Genomic DNA, 14618 nt, shown 5'->3' with positions numbered 1-14618 from the left:
GGCTGGACTACAGCTACGCGGGCTACACGGTGCAGGAGGTCCTGCCGGACGGGTCGGTTCAGACGCTCGGGACCGCGGGTTACACGATCACCGGGACCTCTGGAGCCGACCAGACCAATCTGGACTTCGCTAATACGCGTTATGCCTCCATCGAAGGCTACAAGTTCTTCGACGAGGACCGTGACGGGACCTGGGACGAGGACGAGAAGGGGGCGCTTGGCTGGACTATTGAGCTTTATCTCGATGGTGACATGAACGGCAACGGGATCCTCGACGAAGGCGAGGTGGCCGATGGCGTTCTAAATGGCGAGGCCGTGATGGCGATCGACGTTTCGGGCGAGGATGGTTCGTGGTCGTTCGATGGGCTCTACCTGGGCACCTACTTCGTCAAGGAAGTCATGAAGCCGGGCTGGTTGCAGACGACGCCGGAGCTTAACGGCGATGGGGTCTTCAAGGTGATCGTGGACGAGTCTGGCGAGGTGGCGATCAGAGCGGTCAGCGCCGACCCGAGCAGCTATGACGAGCTGCCGAATGACGGGATGCTGTGGTTCGGCAATGACATGATCGACGGGCCGGGCGTGCGTACTCCGGGCTTCTGGCAGTCGTATCTTGGTCAGACCTACTGGGATGGCATCGAAGATAACGACGGTATCATTCCGGGAACCGGCAACACCGAAGAGAAAGAAGGCGAGAACTTCGCAGAAAACGACGTGTTCTGGCTGAACTATGAGGGTAACTACAAAACGGATAACGGCGAGCCGGTCCTGCAGGTCGGTGACTGGAACTTCAACACCCTTGAGGATGATGGTGGTGCAATCCGCGAATACTCGTTGGATGATGCGCTGGCCGCGCTGCAGGGCGAGACCAGCACGAAAGGCAAGAGCTCCGATTACGCCAAGCTTTCGACCGTTGAGCGCAGCCTTGTGGCTTCGTGGTTGAACTATATGGCTGGGAACCCGGTGGATGCGCCTGCTGGCGACGGCGAAGATGTGGCCTACTGGATTGATCAGGCTATCATGTACCTCGAGTATTTCGAGCCGACGGGTACGAATACCCGCAAAGTCGGTGCTGAGGCTTGGAAAACCGGGCTGGATTACGACGGCGATGGTACCATCGACGAATCCGGCTCTGCGATCCAGGAGGCGCTCGACGGCTGGAACAATTCCGGCGAACTCGATGGCTTCTCGGTGGCCTTCGATGGCGACAACGGTTCGGACATCACGGCGCAAGCCTATTACGACGCCGTCGCGTAATATACCAATGCCGGATCCGGGGTTGCCCGCCCCGGGTCCGGCCTTCATGCCCCAATGCCCCAATTTCCGGAGTGATTTCCATGAGCACGCATTCCATGCTTGCCGACGCCGTGCCGCTTACCCCTGAGCGCCATGGCAGCTATTCCCTCGCGATCGGCGAAGGCTATGCCGCGTTCCGAACGATGAACGTGGTGCCGGTTCTGGTCGACGAGTTCGCGGCACTCGCGCATGACTATGTGGTCGGTTTCCTCAAGCAGGGCGATGGTTTTGCCCCCGCCGCGCTGCTTGGTCTGGCCGAGCACGAGAATCTCTACGTTGGCGCCGATGGCCGCTGGAAGGTCGAGTATGTGCCCGCGATCCTGCGTCAGCAGCCCTTCGTTGCGCGGCGCAGCAAGGATGGCAAGAAGGGGGTGCTGTGCATCTCGGAAAGTCATCCGGGACTGAATACCGAAGGCGAGGGCACCCCGCTTTTCGATGAGGATGGTCGCCCGGGCGACCTGGTCAGCCGGGCCCAGCAATTCGTTTCGCGGGTTGCGCAAGGGGCATTGCGTACCGAGAGCTTCTGTGCCCGGCTGGCCGACCTGAACCTGCTCAGCCCGATCCGCACCGAGATGAAGCGTGCCGACGGCACCGTGCGCAGCATGCGCGGCGTCTTCGCGATCAACCGCGAGGCGCTGGACAAGCTGCCCGCCAAGGTTCTGGGCGAAATGCAGAAGGATGGCTCGCTTGAGGCGATCTACCTGCATCTTTACACGCTGCGTAACCTCAACAGCCTTGCGAACCGAATTCCGTCGAGTGGCACCGGACCGCTGAACTAAGCGTTCAGGGGAGGATGCGCAAATGACACGACAATCGGCCCTCGAGGCAGTTCTGGGCGCGGGCCGCCGGCAGCTTCCGGCGCTTGTGCTGCTCAGCTTCTTCAGCAACCTGCTGCTGCTGGTCAGCTCGATCTACATGATGCAGGTTTTCGACCGGGTGCTGTCCAGCGGCTCGGTCGATACGCTGATCTGGCTGACCGTCATCGCATTGGTGGCGTTGGTGGTTTACGGCGTGCTGGAGATGGCGCGCCGCAGCGTTCTGGCCCGCACGGGCGAATGGATCGAGGCCGAGCTGTCGCCCCATGTGATGCGCCGCACGATCCGGCTGCAACTGGCGCGCGGCAACAGCTTTGCCGGGCTCAACGATGTCTCCGACCTCAAGCAGTTCGCGGCGGGCGATGCCATCCTGGCCTTTCTGGATGCGCCCTGGTCGCCGGTCTTCATCGCGCTGATCTGGCTGATGAATCCCCTGCTGGGGATGATCGCCTTGGGCGGCGCGATCGTGCTGTTCGCGATCGGTGTGCTGAACGACGTGCTGACGCGCAACCGCTCGGCCGAGCAGGCGCGGGCGTTGCGCGATGCGCGGGCCGATAGCGGGCGGCTTTTGGCCAATGCCGAGACTCTGACCGGGCTTGGCATGGTGGATGCGGTGATCCGCCGCTGGCAGGAACGGCACGCGCTGGCCAGTGGCCGTGGCCGGTGGGCCGCGGATATGACCGCGCTGCTCTACAATATCTCGCGGGTGCTGCGGCTTGCCTTGCAGGTCGCGATCCTTGGCGCGGGCGCCTGGCTGGTGCTTCAGGCTGAGCTGACCTCGGGCGGCATGATCGCAGCGTCGATCATCCTGTCGCGCGCGCTTTCGCCGGTGGAACGCGCGATCTCGGCGTGGAAAAGCTATGGCCTTTACCGCACCGCGCGTATCCGGCTTATCAAGTTGTTCAGCGCCGTCCCCGAGCAGCAGGAACGTATCTCTCTGCCGCGTCCCAAGGGACAGCTGGTGGTGTCGAACCTGCGCTACATGTCGCCGCAGTCGGGTGAGGCGATCGTCAAGGACGTCAGCTTTGGCCTTGCGCCGGGCGAGGCCTGCGGTCTGCTTGGGCCCTCGGGGTGCGGCAAGACCACGCTCTGCAAACTGCTCGTGGGGGCATGGCGCCCGACCTTCGGCGAGATCCGGCTGGACGGCGCCGATGTGGCCGAGTGGGACAGCGAGGAACTGGGCCGCTACCTCGGCTACCTGCCGCAGACGGTCGAGCTGTTCTCTGGCACTGTCGCCGAGAACATCGCCCGCCTTGGCCAGATCGACCAGGAGGCCGTGCTGGCCGCAGCACAAGCCGCCGGCGCGCATGAGATGATCCTCGCGCTGCCCAATGGTTATGAGACAGACGTGGGCGACTTTGCTGATCGTATCTCGGGCGGGCAGCGCCAGCGCATCGGGCTTGCCCGCGCGCTTTACGGCAACCCGGCGCTGGTGGTGCTGGATGAGCCGAACTCGAACCTCGATGGCACCGGCGAAATGGCGCTGTTGCAGGCGCTTCGGGCGCTCAAGGCGCGGGGTACGACGGTGGTCATCGTCTCGCACCTGCCGCATCTGCTGCACCTTGCCGACAAGGTTCTGGTGATGCAGGACGGCAAGGTGGCCCGCTTCGGCGCGCGCGACGAGGTGCTGCGCGAAATGATGCAGGGCGGGCGCAAGCAGCCGGGCAAGGCGCGCCCGGCAGATCCCGCCAAAGTGGCCGAGTGAGGAGGAGGCGATGACAGTGATGCTTGTCCGGGCCATTACGCAGCCCTCTCCGGTTGGAACGCTGGTCTTCTTCGGCGTGGCGATGGCGCTGTTTCTTGTGGCGCTCAGCGTTCATTCGCGCCGGGTGCAGTCCTACGCGCCGGTGGGCGGGCAGCCGCTGGAAACGGCGACGCTGCGCGCCCGCGTGATCGGGTTCACAACGATTGCGATCTTCTTCGGCCTCTTCGGTCTGTGGTCCTGGTATGCGCCCCTCTCCAGCGCCGCGCTTGCGCCCGGCGTGGTCAACCCCGACGGTGCGCGCAAGACGGTGCAGCACCTGGAAGGCGGCATCATCCGTACCATCCATGTGCGCGAGGGTGACAGGGTCGCGGCAGGTGCGACGCTGGTCACGCTCGACAATGTCCGGGCGCTGACGCGGTTGAACGAGTTGCGCGAACGTCAGGTGGTCTTGCTGGCGACCGAGGCGCGACTGGCGACCGAGGAGATCGGGCAGGATCAGATCGGGTTCGATTTCCCCGCCGAATTGCAGGTGGATCACGCGCGCCAGATCGAGTCCGTCGTGCAAGGCCAGACGCGCCTGTTCGAGAACCGCCGCGAGACGCAGATTGCGCGCCGCCAGATCCTTTCGAGCCGTATCGAGCAACTGCGCGAGGAGATTATTGGCCTGGACGGGGTCATTGCCTCGCAAAATGTCCAGCTGGAGCTTCTGCAACAAGAGATCGGCGTGACGGAAGACCTTTACAAACAGGGTCTTCAACGTCTGTCACCGCTGCTCGTGCTTCAGCGGCAAGAGGCTGATTTGACGGCCGAGCAGGCGTCGCACCGCGCCAATATCGCCCGCCTCAAGCAGCAGATCGGCGAGACCGAGCTGCAATTGCAGGCGACCGATCAGCAGGCGCGCGAAGAGGTCAGCACCCAGCTTGCCGATGTCCGCGCCGAACTGGCCGGGCTGCGCAGCCAGTTGCCCGAACGTCTGGACGCGCTGGCCCGCACCACGATCACCGCGCCGATCGCGGGTCAGGTGCTGAACCTTCAGGTCACAACCGAGGCCGGGGGTATCCTCAAGCCCGGCGGCGATATCCTTGATATCGTGCCGGACGAGACGAACCTGATCATCGACGCGCGTCTGCGCCCGCAGGATATCGACGCTGTGCAGCCGGGAATGCCCGCGCAGGTGATCCTGACGGCCTATACGCAGCGCAATCTGCCGCGCATCTTCGGCACGCTGCGCAACGTCTCGGCCGACCGGCTGACGGATGATCGCACCGGTGAGCCCTATTTCCTTGCGCAGGTCGTCGTGCCCGCCGAGGAGCTGGATGTCCTCGAAGGTGCCGTGCAGATGAGCGCGGGGATGCCGGCGGATGTGATGATCCTGACCGGCGAGCGGACGCTGTTCGACTTCCTGCTCAAGCCATTTGCGGACAGTATCCGGGCAAGCTTCCGCGAGCGCTAAGCGGTGTTTGGGCGCATTCCGTTTTTCGCGGTTTGCGCCTAGACAGTGCCTGTCGATGCCCCGCTTCTGCGGGGGCACCGGCTGACCCGAAGGAGGCTGCGCATGGATATCACCTCAATCAGTGCCGGGCGCGAAACCGAGATCGTCGCGCTTTTCGAAGCAACCTTCACGGCCTCTGAAGGGGCGGATGAGGGCGCGCTGATCGGCGATTTCGTCCGAGACCTGCTGGCCAGCACCCCCGAGGCGGATCTGCGTGTCTTCTGCGTGCAGGAGGGTGGCGCGCTGATCGGAGCGGGTATCTTTTCGCGCCTGCACTTCCCCGAGGATCCGCGCAGCGTCTTCATCCTCTCGCCCATGGCGGTGGCGACGGACCGGCAGGGGCAGGGCGTGGGGCAGGCCCTGCTGCGCGCGGCGCTAGCGGCGCTGAAATCCGAGGGCGTCGATGTCGCGGTGACATATGGCGATCCGGCCTATTATGGTCGGGTCGGGTTCGCACCGATCACCGATGCGCAGGCCCGGGCGCCCCTTCCGCTGAGCTTCCCGCATGGCTGGCTCGGGCAGTCGCTGTCACAGGATCCGATGCCGCAGCTTGCCGGGCCGTCACACTGCATTCCGGCCCTGAACCGGCCCGCGCTTTGGTGAGCATATTCTCGTCTGCACGGGCGGAGGTCCGATGAGCCAAACGATACGCTACCGGGTGACCGGGATGGATTGCCCTCTTGCGCGGCCAAGATCGAGAAGGCGGTGCGGTCGGCGGGTGTCGATCAGGTCACGATCTCGACCGCAACGCAGATCCTCGCGCTGGACCTTGGCGCCGATGATGCGCGGCTGCCCGCGGTTGAACATGCGATTGGCGAGGCCGGATATCACCTCGACCGGCTCGCAGCCGAGGCGGGCGACCGGATCGCCGATGTCGCGCCGCATACGACCGCAGCCTATCGTCGCGCGCTTTGGATCGTGATCGCGCTGAACGTCGGTTACGGCGTGATCGAGATGGTGGGCGGGTTTTTGACCGGCTCGCAGGCGCTCAAGGCAGATGCGCTCGATTTCCTTGGGGATGGGCTGATTACCTTCCTTGGCGTACTCGCCATCGGCTGGAGCCTGCTTTGGCGCGCGCGCTCGGCGCTGGTTCAGGGCGTGTTCCTGGCGGTGCTTGGCATGGGCGTGACGGGCAACACGCTCTGGCGGGTATTCTCGCAGCAGCCCATCGAGGCGGGTCTGATGGGGGTGCTGGCCTTCATCGCGCTGGCCCGACCTGATCGTGGGGAATTGCCAACTTGTTTTTGTGGATCCGAGAGGTGCGTGAACTTGATCAATCAAGCGGTCATCTCGAGGGCATAGTCGTTCCAGAGATCGAAGGCATCGGATCTGGCGTGGTGGTATGAGACGGCGGAGATGCGATAGCGGCGCGGGCGAAAGACAGTGTTGATCTGGTCATGGGCAGCCAGGAATCTCAGTGCCTGTCGGGGCGATTTGAACCGTCCCATTAGCCTCTCGCGTTTTCGCGTCGGTCTGTGCGATCCTTCGATCCGGTTGTTCAGGCCCTTGTGTGCCCTGTGATCCGCACAACCTGCCAGGTTGCGGATTGACTTGATGTAGCTGCGCAGTTTGTCGGTGATGACGACGCGTGGCGCGCCAAAGCGGTCAATCAGGCGCTGCATAAAACGCTTGGCCGCCTTCGCGTTACGCTGCTTCTGAAGTAGAATATCAAGAACATCGCCATTGGCACCGACGGCCCGCCAAAGCCAGAAATTTCGTCCATTGACTGGGATAACGACTTCGTCGAGATGCCATTTGTCGTTGGCAGCGGGCCGATCCCGTTTCACGCGCTTTGCGAAGTGCGACCCGAACCGGTTCACCCATTTGCGTACAGTCTCACGGCTGACCTTCACACCCCGCTCTGCCAGAAGATCCTCGACATCTGCGGTGCTGAGGGCAAACCGGTGGTAGGCCCAGACAGCAAAGGAAATGATTTCACGTGGGAAACGGAAGCCCTTCAGGCGCGGCATTTCGGTCGGCATCTTCATGCAAGTCGCCTACCCAAAGCCCGGCGTACAAACAAGTTGGCAATGCCTGCCGAAGCCCTCGAAGCCGGAGCGGATGAAAGCGAACGCCGAGGTGGAATTCGAGATCAAGGCCGAGGATATGGCCGTGCTCAAGGCGATCCCCGCCAAGGATTACGGCGATGTCAGCATGTTCCCTGTGTTCAGCGGCAAGGCCTGACGCCGACTATAGAATGATGAAGGGCGCCGCGGGAAACCCCGGCGCCCTTTTGATTTGCAGGGGCGATCTCAGATCGAGACTTCGCGCTTCTTCTGCGCCTTTTCCCAGGGCATCGCATACTTGGCGACGATGCCCACGGCCGTGTTCATCAGCACCGACAGTGTGATGATCGCGAACAGCGCCGCGAATACGCCCGCGGTGTTGAACTGCGCCGAGGCATGCGAGAGAAGATAGCCAAGCCCTCGGTTGGCGGCGATCATCTCGCCCACGATGGCGCCGATCATCGCATAGGGTACCGATAGGCGCAGGCCCGTGAACACCCAGACGATCGCCGAGGGCACCACGACCTTGCGCAGAACATGGCGTTCGTTCGCCCCCATCAGCCGCAGGATGTTCACCAGCTCGGGGCTGACGCTGCGCACGCCGGTATAGGTGTTTAGGAACACTAGGAAGAACACGATGGTCGCAGTCAGCAGGATCTTCATCTCGAGTCCGATGCCGAACCAGATGATAAAGAGAGGTGCGAGCGCGATCTTGGGAATGCTGTAGAACCCCATGATGAACGGGTTGAGCAACTCGGCCAGCTTCTCGGCGCGGCCCAGAAGGATGCCCAGCGTCATGCCGACCGCTGCGCCCAGGATGAAGCCCGCGACCGCCTCTAACGCGGTGATCCCGGCGTGGAAGAAGATGCGTCCATCCATGAGCCACGCCCAGAAGGTCGTCATGATCTTCGAGGGCGTGCTGATCAGATAGGGTTCCATGAACCGTCCTGAGGCGAACTCCCAGAAGCCGAGGATGGCGGCGAGGATTGCGAAACGTCCAAGGATCATCTTCATCTCAGTGCTCCTCCGCCGAAATCGCGGGAGCCATCTCGTCCCAGAGCCGCGCGGTCAGGTCTATGTAATGCTGGTTGTGCCGAAGGTGGAACAGGTCGCGGTCGCGGGGCAGGGGAATGTCCAGCACCTCGCGGATCGTGCCCGGGCGGCTGGTGAAGATCGCGCAGCGGTCCGCGAGAGCCACCGCCTCGTCGAGGTCATGGGTCACGAACAGGATCGACTTGCGCAGTTGCGTGGCGATCCGGCGGACCTCGACCTGCATCTTGAGGCGCAGCTGCGCATCGAGTGCGGCAAAGGGTTCGTCGAACAGCAACGTCTCGGGGTCGTAGGCCAGCAGCCGCGCCAACGCGCAGCGTTTGCGCATGCCGCCCGACAGCTCGTTGGGGTAGTTGTCGCCAAAGCCGCGCAGGCCGACCAGATCGAGTAGTTCGGCAATACGCTCGCGGATCTGCGCCTTGGTCATCCCGGCGATCTCGAGCGGCACGGCGATATTGCCCGCGACCGTGCGCCAGTGCAGCAGGTGGTCGCTTTGCGTCATGTAGCCGACCTTGCGGTTGAACGCGCTGACCGGCGCCCCGCGATAAAAGACCTTGCCCTCGGTCGGCGCGAAGATCCCGGCAGCCATGTTGAGCAGCGTGGACTTGCCGCAGCCCGAGGGGCCGACCAGCGTGATGAACTCACCCTCGTTGACGATCAGGTTGATATCGGTGACCGCTTTGAGGGCCCCGAAGGATTTGCCGACACCTTCGTAGCTGCGGCCCACCCGGATCGGATCCGCGCCGCTGCAAGCTTTCACGGTAGCCAGTTGGCCGCAGATGCGCCCGACAGCCCGCATCTGCGTGCGGCAGACATGCGGTGCCGTGTCTATGTGGGCAGTGCCGGGGTCGACGGATCCTTTCCGCCGGAGCAGTCGGCGACATTGGCCGAGGCCCTGCGTCGGGCCGAAGTGGATTACATCCTGGAAAACTATGTCGGCGTGGGGCACGGCTGGACGGTTCCGGATCACCGAGCCTACGATCGGATTGGTGCCGAGCGGCATTGGGATCGGCTGCTGACGCTCTTCAATGAGGCCCTCACCTGATCTGATGAGTCTCGAACGAGGCTCGCTCACACCTCGGCCATTTGACGGGGTGCGCGACAGAGCCGGTCGTCGGCTCCACAATCCCTCCATGGCTGCCCTCGGGCAAGTCTGGGGCGCTGAGCGAGGGGGCGAGCCGACGCCACCATGGGTGTCACGTGACGCTTTGGCATCGTGGTTGCAAGCCACTCGGCAGACCTTGGCACCCGCAGCGGTATTCGCTCGGGTTTGACTTGGCCCGAGCGTGTCGGATGCTAGGAGCGAGAGCATGACTTTCACGACGTATGCACTGGCAGGCCGGGTTGCCTTGATCTCGGGCGGAGGCAGCGAAATCGGCTTTGGTATCGCCAAGGCCTTTGCGAGGGCGGGCATCATGTCCTTGATGCGGACACTGCGTGACGAATGGGGCCGTGACGGCATTCTACGCGACACCATCGCGCCGGGCGAGATCGGTGACACCGCGGGCGTCAAGCGGATCTACGAAGACACCGGGCGCAACCGCGCGCGCTCGAGCACCGGCGTCACGGTCCCCGCCTCGCCAACGATGCTCTCCCGCATCGTCGAAAGGTTGCCCGAGGCCCGCGTCAGGCCCACACGCCGAAACGATACTCAGAAGAGGATACCCACATGACTGATACCCCCAAGAAGCAGCCGTTCGACATCCTTCCGCACCTCGCCTCGCTCAGCAAGGACGTGCTGTTCGGCGAAGTTTGGGAAGAGCCCGGTCTGTCCAAACGCGACCGCAGCCTCGCGACCTGCGCGATACTCGCCGCGATGTATCGCACGGCAGAACTCGATTACCACATGCGGCTGGCAATGACCAACGGCGTCACGGAGGAGGAGTTGAAGGCGCTGATCACTCATGTCGCCTTCTATGCGGGTTGGCCGTCGGCGATGAATGCGGGCCGCGTCGCGGTCGACGTGCTGGATGGCGGCGACGCCTGAGACAGGAAGTGCGGCCGGTTGGCCACGAAATATTCAGGGTAGCGGAAGGGAACCGGAATGAAAGTCGGTTACGTTGGGCTCGGGGTAATGGGTGGAGCGATTGCGCGGCGCCTGATGCTATCGCGCGAGCTGCAGGTCTTTGATCTCAGCGAGAATCGGGTTGCGGACTTCGTCGCGAACGGGGCGACCGCTGCGGCAAGACTTGCCGAGATGGCGCGCGACTGCGACGTGGTGATGTTGTGTCTGCCGCGCTCGGCCAATGTGCGCGCGGCGATCTTTGCGCCGGGTGGACTGGCCGAGGGTTTGTCGCCGGGCAAGATCGTCGTGGATCAGACCAGCGGCGATCCGAACGACACGCGCAGCATGGCGGGCGAACTGGCCAAGCGCGGCGTAGCGATGCTTGATGCGCCCGTCTCCGGCGGGGCGCGTGGCGCGGCTTCGGGGACGATCGCAATCATGGCCGGCGGCACCGAAGAGGACTATCGAAGGGTGGCGCCTGTCTTCGATCAGATCGGTCCGAACCATACCTATTGCGGTGCGATCGGGGCGGGGCAGGTTCTCAAGCTGCTCAACAATACGATCAGCACCTGCAATCGCTTCGCTTTGCTCGAAGCCGTGGCGGTAGGGGTCAAGAACGGCAATTCGATGGATGTCATGGTCGATGTCCTGAACGCCGGCGGGGCGCGCTCGAAATCGTCCGAGACAATGCTTCCCGCGCTTGCCAAGGGCGTGCCGAACGCGAAATTCGCGCTGTCGCTGATGCTCAAGGATCTCAACCTCGCGGCGCAACTTGCGATCGACTCGGGCGCGCCACTACAGTTCGGTCAACTGGCGCGCGGCATGTTACAGGCCGCCTCGAATTCGTTCGGGCCAGATGCGAACATCGACGATATCGCCGATCTGGTAGCCGATCAGGCGGGCATCCGGTTCACGCCCGAATGATCGGGCGTGTGCGCCTATTGACAGGGGGCGGCTGTAAGCGAAGCCTTAACTGCGGCTCCCATTAACTGCGAGGGTAGAGGGATCGGCCCATCTCCGCCAGCATCCTTTCTCGGCAGACCTCTGCAGGGGTCGTCCATCCGAAGAATTTGCGGGGCGTGTTGTTGAGCCGGTCACAAAGTATTAAGATTTCTTGATCGGAGACCGCAGTGTTGTCGCGCTTTCGCGGAAGCCATCGTCGAACTCGGCGGTTGGTGTTCTCGACGGTGCCTTTCTGCCATGGACTAGGTCGTGTTGACAAAAGGGATTCCCCCTCGGGCGTAGGGCATGATTCAAGCTGGCATCTGCGATGGAGACCAGCTTGGCACGAGACCTTATGTCGGACGAGGAATGGGCGTTCTTTGAGCGCTTTATCCTCGCCGTCCGCGCCCCGAACGGACGCAAAGCCACCAACCCCCGCCTCGTCCTTGATGGGATTTTCTGGATTGCCCGAACCGGGGCGCCATGGCGGGACCTACCTGGCGAGTTCGGCAAATGGTCAAGCGTTTACCGACAGTTCCGACGCTCGGCACTGGCGGGCCTCTGGGAGGACATCATGGATGCCCTGAATCAGAGCGGAGCCGTGCCAAGCGCCCTGCAAATGATCGACAGCACCGTGATCCGCGCCCACCATCAGGCAGCGGGCGCTAAAGGGGGACTCCACGACAGGGTTTCGGCCGTTCTCGAGGTGGCTTTACGACCAAGACCCACCTTCTCGTCAACGCACACGGGCTTCCCATGAGGACAGAGATCACGCCTGGCCAGACGTCGGACTATCTCGGCTTCGATCTGGTGATGGCGGATAATCTGCCCCGCCCCAGCGTGCTGCTCGCGGATCGCGGCTACGACGCAGACAAGATCAGGGAGGGCATGGAGGCGCGCAACGTCCTGCCCGTGATACCGATGCGCAAGTCCCGCAAGAAGCGGATTGGTCTCGATCGCTCGCTGTATCGCCTGCGTAATCTGGTCGAACGCTGCTTCAACACGCTCAAGAACGCCAGGCGTGTCGCGACCCGCAACGACAAGACGACGGAAAACTTCCTCGGTTTCATTGACATCACGTCGATCCGCCCCTGGATCCGCCATTTGTCAACATGACCTAGATAACCCATTGGTTTCTAATAGGAGTCGCAGTTCAAGGTAGCGCGCGCCTCTTCCGGTCGGGCAGGGACGCGAGAAAAACGGTCATTGTGCTGTGCGATAAAGCCGCGAAGGAAGCTATTGGCCGCCTCCATGTTGCTGATCCCGGCTAGGCGCAATTCCTTCACCAGTCGGTCCTGAAGTGTTCGGTTCGCGCGTTCAACGCGGCCCTTGGCCTGACATCGCTTCGGTCTTCGCGACTTTAAAGACCGAATGCTTGTCGGAATAGAACGCGACCGGGCGGCCGTGATCCTTCAGATAGCCATCCAGAACCTCGAAATAGCTGAAAGTGCTATCGGACTTCACAAAGCGCATCTGCATCAGCTTGCCAGTGGCGTCGTCGATAAAGACCAGCAATGTGCAAGCCGGACCTCAATCCTCAAACCAGCGGTGGTCCGAGCCGTCAATCTGCACCAGCTCACCGCAATGCTCGCGCCGAAGCCGCGGTGGGTGGAGGCTTCGGCGCTGTGCGCGGTTCTTCCAGAGTCCGTCTTCGATCATTCATTTGCGCAGGGTCTCGGCCGAAACCTTGAGCCCGTGTCGTGCCGCCAACTTCTCGGCCGCGAGCGTCGGGCCGAAGTAGGAATAGGTCTCGCGCACCAGGGTCAGCGCATAATCTCGCACGCCGCGACTGAACCGATTGTTTGAAGGCTGACCACTCAACCCGTGACGGATCGCGCCAGCACCATCAGCCAGGTAGCGCGCTAGTAGCCGCTGAACCTGCCGTGGACTGATCGCCAGAATGGATGCCGCCGTAGAAGATCGCATCGTGCCGTCCAGCACGCGCGACAAGACCTCGACACGTTGAAGCTCGTGTTCGCTCATCAGAACCAATCCCATCTGAAGACACCCATCGCAAACCCAATCGTTCCGCAGAGGGTGACATTTTAACTTTGCCAGATGGCGCTAATTCTACTTTGCGCTTACATAGCGTGCGCCCGTAATTGATCTTATGTAAAAAATGGCAATGCAAGAGGCGGCTATCCCGTTAAGCCAATTCCAACCCATTACTCAAGGCTGCAGATCAGAGGGAAACCGCCCCAACCGCCGGGCGTCACCTAGGGGCCCGCGCCCATTAGCCAGCCGGTCCTTCCGTCAATAATACGCCCCGCCTTTGTACGCCCTTTGCGAGTACTTCGCCGAGTTCAGATGGGAACGTGTCAGGCAATCCCGCTAACGTATTGGAAAGGCCATTCCCCAATAGCTGACGAACTTCTTCCAATACACTTTTCGCCAGGTCCACACCAAACCCCGCCGCTTTGGCTGCTTGTAAGAAATGACGCGGCACGACTTCGTTGATCCGAAAATGCCCGTCTACCGCCATAGCGAGACGCATCCGGTTCTGGCGGACCTGACCTTCATCGACTGCTTTGTGCGCGCTCAGGACATCGTAAAGCGGCGTCATGCGGAAACCCCCGGGGCGGAGCGCGACGCTGAAGTTCTTGGCATGACCATCCGTCGCGCCCAAGAGCCAGAACAGCACCAGCGCACGGAAAAACGCTCGTTGATCCGCCTCTGGATTGTCGCTTCCCGCGAGCAGTCCGATACCCTCCGCAATCCCCGGCCCACCGTCCTTCTGGTATTTCTGACTCGGTGGCACGGAAAGCGCTTGGCAGAAATCCTCCTGCGGCAGGCGGATCAGCCGCCCGTCAGCGGTCCAGCGCCGATCAAAACGCGTGACAACAAGGCTGCGCACATCCTCGAAATCCACGATCTCGACCTCGGCTACATCTGCCCCCATGGCGCGGCAGAAGCTCATGCAGAAGAACTCGTTCTCGACACTATCCGACAGGTTGACCCCGTTCGGCAGCACGCCAGGCTGGGTCTTCAGGATATGGGTCGTCGGCGTCATGCCCGCAGGGCGGAGCCATTCACCATCGTGGCGCAGCAGTGCGGTCTTCTCCTGTGCGCCCGCAATGGAAATGCGGAAGTCGTCGTCTTCATCAAGGCCAAGCGGTGCGCTGGCCAGATTGCGCAACATGGCGGCGATCTGAGCGTCTGTCACCCGCTCACCCTCAAGCTTGCCTGTCCCCCGTCAGCGCCTATGGCACAGATTTGAGGTTGTGATTTAAGGAGGATTTGGGCTTCGTCGTAGTGACGAAGGAACGAAGATGAAGCCCAAATCCTCCAATTCAAAATCGCCGACCAAGCCC

16 protein-coding genes and 2 pseudogenes are annotated in these 14618 nt (G+C 62.4%); 12 read left to right on the top strand and 6 right to left on the bottom strand.

Annotated features, from left to right (window positions below):
* From LZA78_RS17265 to LZA78_RS17240, 6 genes are all read left to right on the top strand, one after another.
* Positions 1–1253 (top strand): hypothetical protein (locus LZA78_RS17265; protein ID WP_233678138.1); only part of this gene is annotated, 1253 nt, incomplete at its 5' end.
* 80 nt (positions 1254–1333) lie between these two features.
* Positions 1334–2071 carry a SapC family protein gene (locus LZA78_RS17260; RefSeq protein WP_233678137.1) on the top strand — a complete coding sequence of 246 codons (738 nt, stop codon included), beginning with the start codon at positions 1334–1336 and terminating at the stop codon, positions 2069–2071.
* 22 nt (positions 2072–2093) lie between these two features.
* The gene (locus LZA78_RS17255) at positions 2094–3812 is read left to right on the top strand and encodes a type I secretion system permease/ATPase (protein ID WP_233678136.1); all 1719 of its coding nucleotides are present in this window, start codon (positions 2094–2096) and stop codon (positions 3810–3812) included.
* A 10-nt stretch (positions 3813–3822) separates the two neighbouring features.
* Positions 3823–5265, top strand: coding sequence for an HlyD family type I secretion periplasmic adaptor subunit (locus LZA78_RS17250; protein WP_233678135.1), 1443 nt, complete (start codon positions 3823–3825; stop codon positions 5263–5265).
* Positions 5266–5367: 102 nt separating this feature from the next.
* Positions 5368–5907 carry a GNAT family N-acetyltransferase gene (locus tag LZA78_RS17245; RefSeq protein ID WP_233678134.1) on the top strand — a complete coding sequence of 180 codons (540 nt, stop codon included), beginning with the start codon at positions 5368–5370 and terminating at the stop codon, positions 5905–5907.
* A 102-nt stretch (positions 5908–6009) separates the two neighbouring features.
* Positions 6010–6606 (top strand): cation diffusion facilitator family transporter, encoded by a 597-nt coding sequence (locus LZA78_RS17240; protein ID WP_233678133.1) that lies wholly within the window; start codon positions 6010–6012, stop codon positions 6604–6606.
* On the opposite strand, the gene LZA78_RS17235 is transcribed toward LZA78_RS17240, so the two are convergent.
* Complete coding sequence (locus LZA78_RS17235) at positions 6582–7292, bottom strand: IS6 family transposase (protein WP_233678132.1); 711 nt, start codon at positions 7290–7292, stop codon at positions 6582–6584. The genes LZA78_RS17240 and LZA78_RS17235 overlap by 25 nt on opposite strands.
* 73 nt (positions 7293–7365) lie before the next feature.
* Between LZA78_RS17235 and LZA78_RS17800 the strand changes: the two genes are divergently transcribed.
* A complete protein-coding gene (locus LZA78_RS17800) occupies positions 7366–7488 on the top strand; it encodes a hypothetical protein (protein ID WP_255697595.1) in 123 nt (40 codons plus the stop codon).
* A 68-nt stretch (positions 7489–7556) separates the two neighbouring features.
* Here the strand turns inward: LZA78_RS17800 and LZA78_RS17230 are convergent, their stop codons facing one another.
* Both LZA78_RS17230 and LZA78_RS17225 read right to left on the bottom strand, forming a co-directional pair.
* Positions 7557–8324 (bottom strand): ABC transporter permease, encoded by a 768-nt coding sequence (locus tag LZA78_RS17230; RefSeq protein ID WP_233678131.1) that lies wholly within the window; start codon positions 8322–8324, stop codon positions 7557–7559.
* Position 8325: 1 nt separating this feature from the next.
* Positions 8326–9120: an ABC transporter ATP-binding protein gene (locus LZA78_RS17225; RefSeq protein ID WP_233678130.1), complete on the bottom strand. Its 795-nt coding sequence runs from the start codon at positions 9118–9120 to the stop codon at positions 8326–8328.
* Here LZA78_RS17225 and LZA78_RS17220 point away from each other — a divergent pair.
* From LZA78_RS17220 to LZA78_RS17205, 4 genes are all read left to right on the top strand, one after another.
* Positions 9028–9405: a dienelactone hydrolase family protein gene (locus LZA78_RS17220; RefSeq protein WP_438811093.1), complete on the top strand. Its 378-nt coding sequence runs from the start codon at positions 9028–9030 to the stop codon at positions 9403–9405. The two genes, LZA78_RS17225 and LZA78_RS17220, sit on opposite strands and share 93 nt — an antisense overlap.
* A 265-nt stretch (positions 9406–9670) precedes the next feature.
* Entirely contained in the window at positions 9671–10033 is a 363-nt protein-coding gene (locus LZA78_RS17215) for a hypothetical protein (protein ID WP_233678128.1), read from the top strand.
* Positions 10030–10347, top strand: a complete 318-nt coding sequence (locus LZA78_RS17210; RefSeq protein WP_233678127.1) for a carboxymuconolactone decarboxylase family protein — start codon at positions 10030–10032, stop codon at positions 10345–10347. The genes LZA78_RS17215 and LZA78_RS17210 overlap by 4 nt, the downstream gene beginning before the upstream one ends.
* Before the next feature lie 57 nt (positions 10348–10404).
* The gene (locus LZA78_RS17205; RefSeq protein ID WP_233678126.1) at positions 10405–11289 is read left to right on the top strand and encodes an NAD(P)-dependent oxidoreductase; all 885 of its coding nucleotides are present in this window, start codon (positions 10405–10407) and stop codon (positions 11287–11289) included.
* Positions 11290–11350: 61 nt separating this feature from the next.
* Here the strand turns inward: LZA78_RS17205 and LZA78_RS17200 are convergent.
* Positions 11351–11572: pseudogene (locus tag LZA78_RS17200) on the bottom strand (IS30 family transposase); the annotation flags it as partial.
* Positions 11573–11635: 63 nt separating this feature from the next.
* On the opposite strand from LZA78_RS17200, the gene LZA78_RS17195 reads away from it, so the two are divergent.
* Positions 11636–12423, top strand: a protein-coding gene (locus LZA78_RS17195; RefSeq protein ID WP_233678125.1) for an IS5 family transposase whose coding sequence is annotated in 2 segments (ribosomal slippage) — positions 11636–11975 and positions 11975–12423 — 789 coding nt in all. Because the reading frame shifts where the segments join, the coding sequence is not laid out codon by codon here.
* A 35-nt stretch (positions 12424–12458) separates the two neighbouring features.
* On the opposite strand, the pseudogene LZA78_RS17190 reads toward LZA78_RS17195, so the two are convergent.
* Together LZA78_RS17190 and LZA78_RS17185 are read right to left on the bottom strand one after the other, a co-directional pair.
* A pseudogene (locus tag LZA78_RS17190) lies at positions 12459–13305 on the bottom strand (ISNCY family transposase); the annotation flags it as partial.
* A 235-nt stretch (positions 13306–13540) separates the two neighbouring features.
* Positions 13541–14470, bottom strand: a complete 930-nt coding sequence (locus LZA78_RS17185; RefSeq protein ID WP_233678124.1) for a HipA domain-containing protein — start codon at positions 14468–14470, stop codon at positions 13541–13543.
* Positions 14471–14618 lie beyond the last annotated feature (148 nt).

The sequence above is a fragment of the Rhodobacter flavimaris genome, assembly GCF_021378075.1.
GTDB lineage: Bacteria > Pseudomonadota > Alphaproteobacteria > Rhodobacterales > Rhodobacteraceae > Rhodobacter > Rhodobacter flavimaris.
This window is presented reverse-complemented; position numbering and strand designations above follow the sequence as displayed.

Bases quoted from the DNA above. Each gene is read 5' to 3' on its own strand.
- LZA78_RS17215 (WP_233678128.1), top strand. From the start codon at position 9,671: ATGACTTTCACGACGTATGCACTGGCAGGCCGGGTTGCCTTGATCTCG.
- LZA78_RS17245 (WP_233678134.1), top strand. From the start codon at position 5,368: ATGGATATCACCTCAATCAGTGCCGGGCGCGAAACCGAGATCGTCGCG.
- LZA78_RS17250 (WP_233678135.1), top strand. From the start codon at position 3,823: ATGACAGTGATGCTTGTCCGGGCCATTACGCAGCCCTCTCCGGTTGGA.
- LZA78_RS17230 (WP_233678131.1), bottom strand. From the start codon at position 8,324: ATGAAGATGATCCTTGGACGTTTCGCAATCCTCGCCGCCATCCTCGGC.
- LZA78_RS17235 (WP_233678132.1), bottom strand. From the start codon at position 7,292: ATGAAGATGCCGACCGAAATGCCGCGCCTGAAGGGCTTCCGTTTCCCA.
- LZA78_RS17260 (WP_233678137.1), top strand. From the start codon at position 1,334: ATGAGCACGCATTCCATGCTTGCCGACGCCGTGCCGCTTACCCCTGAG.
- LZA78_RS17800 (WP_255697595.1), top strand. From the start codon at position 7,366: ATGAAAGCGAACGCCGAGGTGGAATTCGAGATCAAGGCCGAGGATATG.
- LZA78_RS17210 (WP_233678127.1), top strand. From the start codon at position 10,030: ATGACTGATACCCCCAAGAAGCAGCCGTTCGACATCCTTCCGCACCTC.
- LZA78_RS17255 (WP_233678136.1), top strand. From the start codon at position 2,094: ATGACACGACAATCGGCCCTCGAGGCAGTTCTGGGCGCGGGCCGCCGG.
- LZA78_RS17205 (WP_233678126.1), top strand. From the start codon at position 10,405: ATGAAAGTCGGTTACGTTGGGCTCGGGGTAATGGGTGGAGCGATTGCG.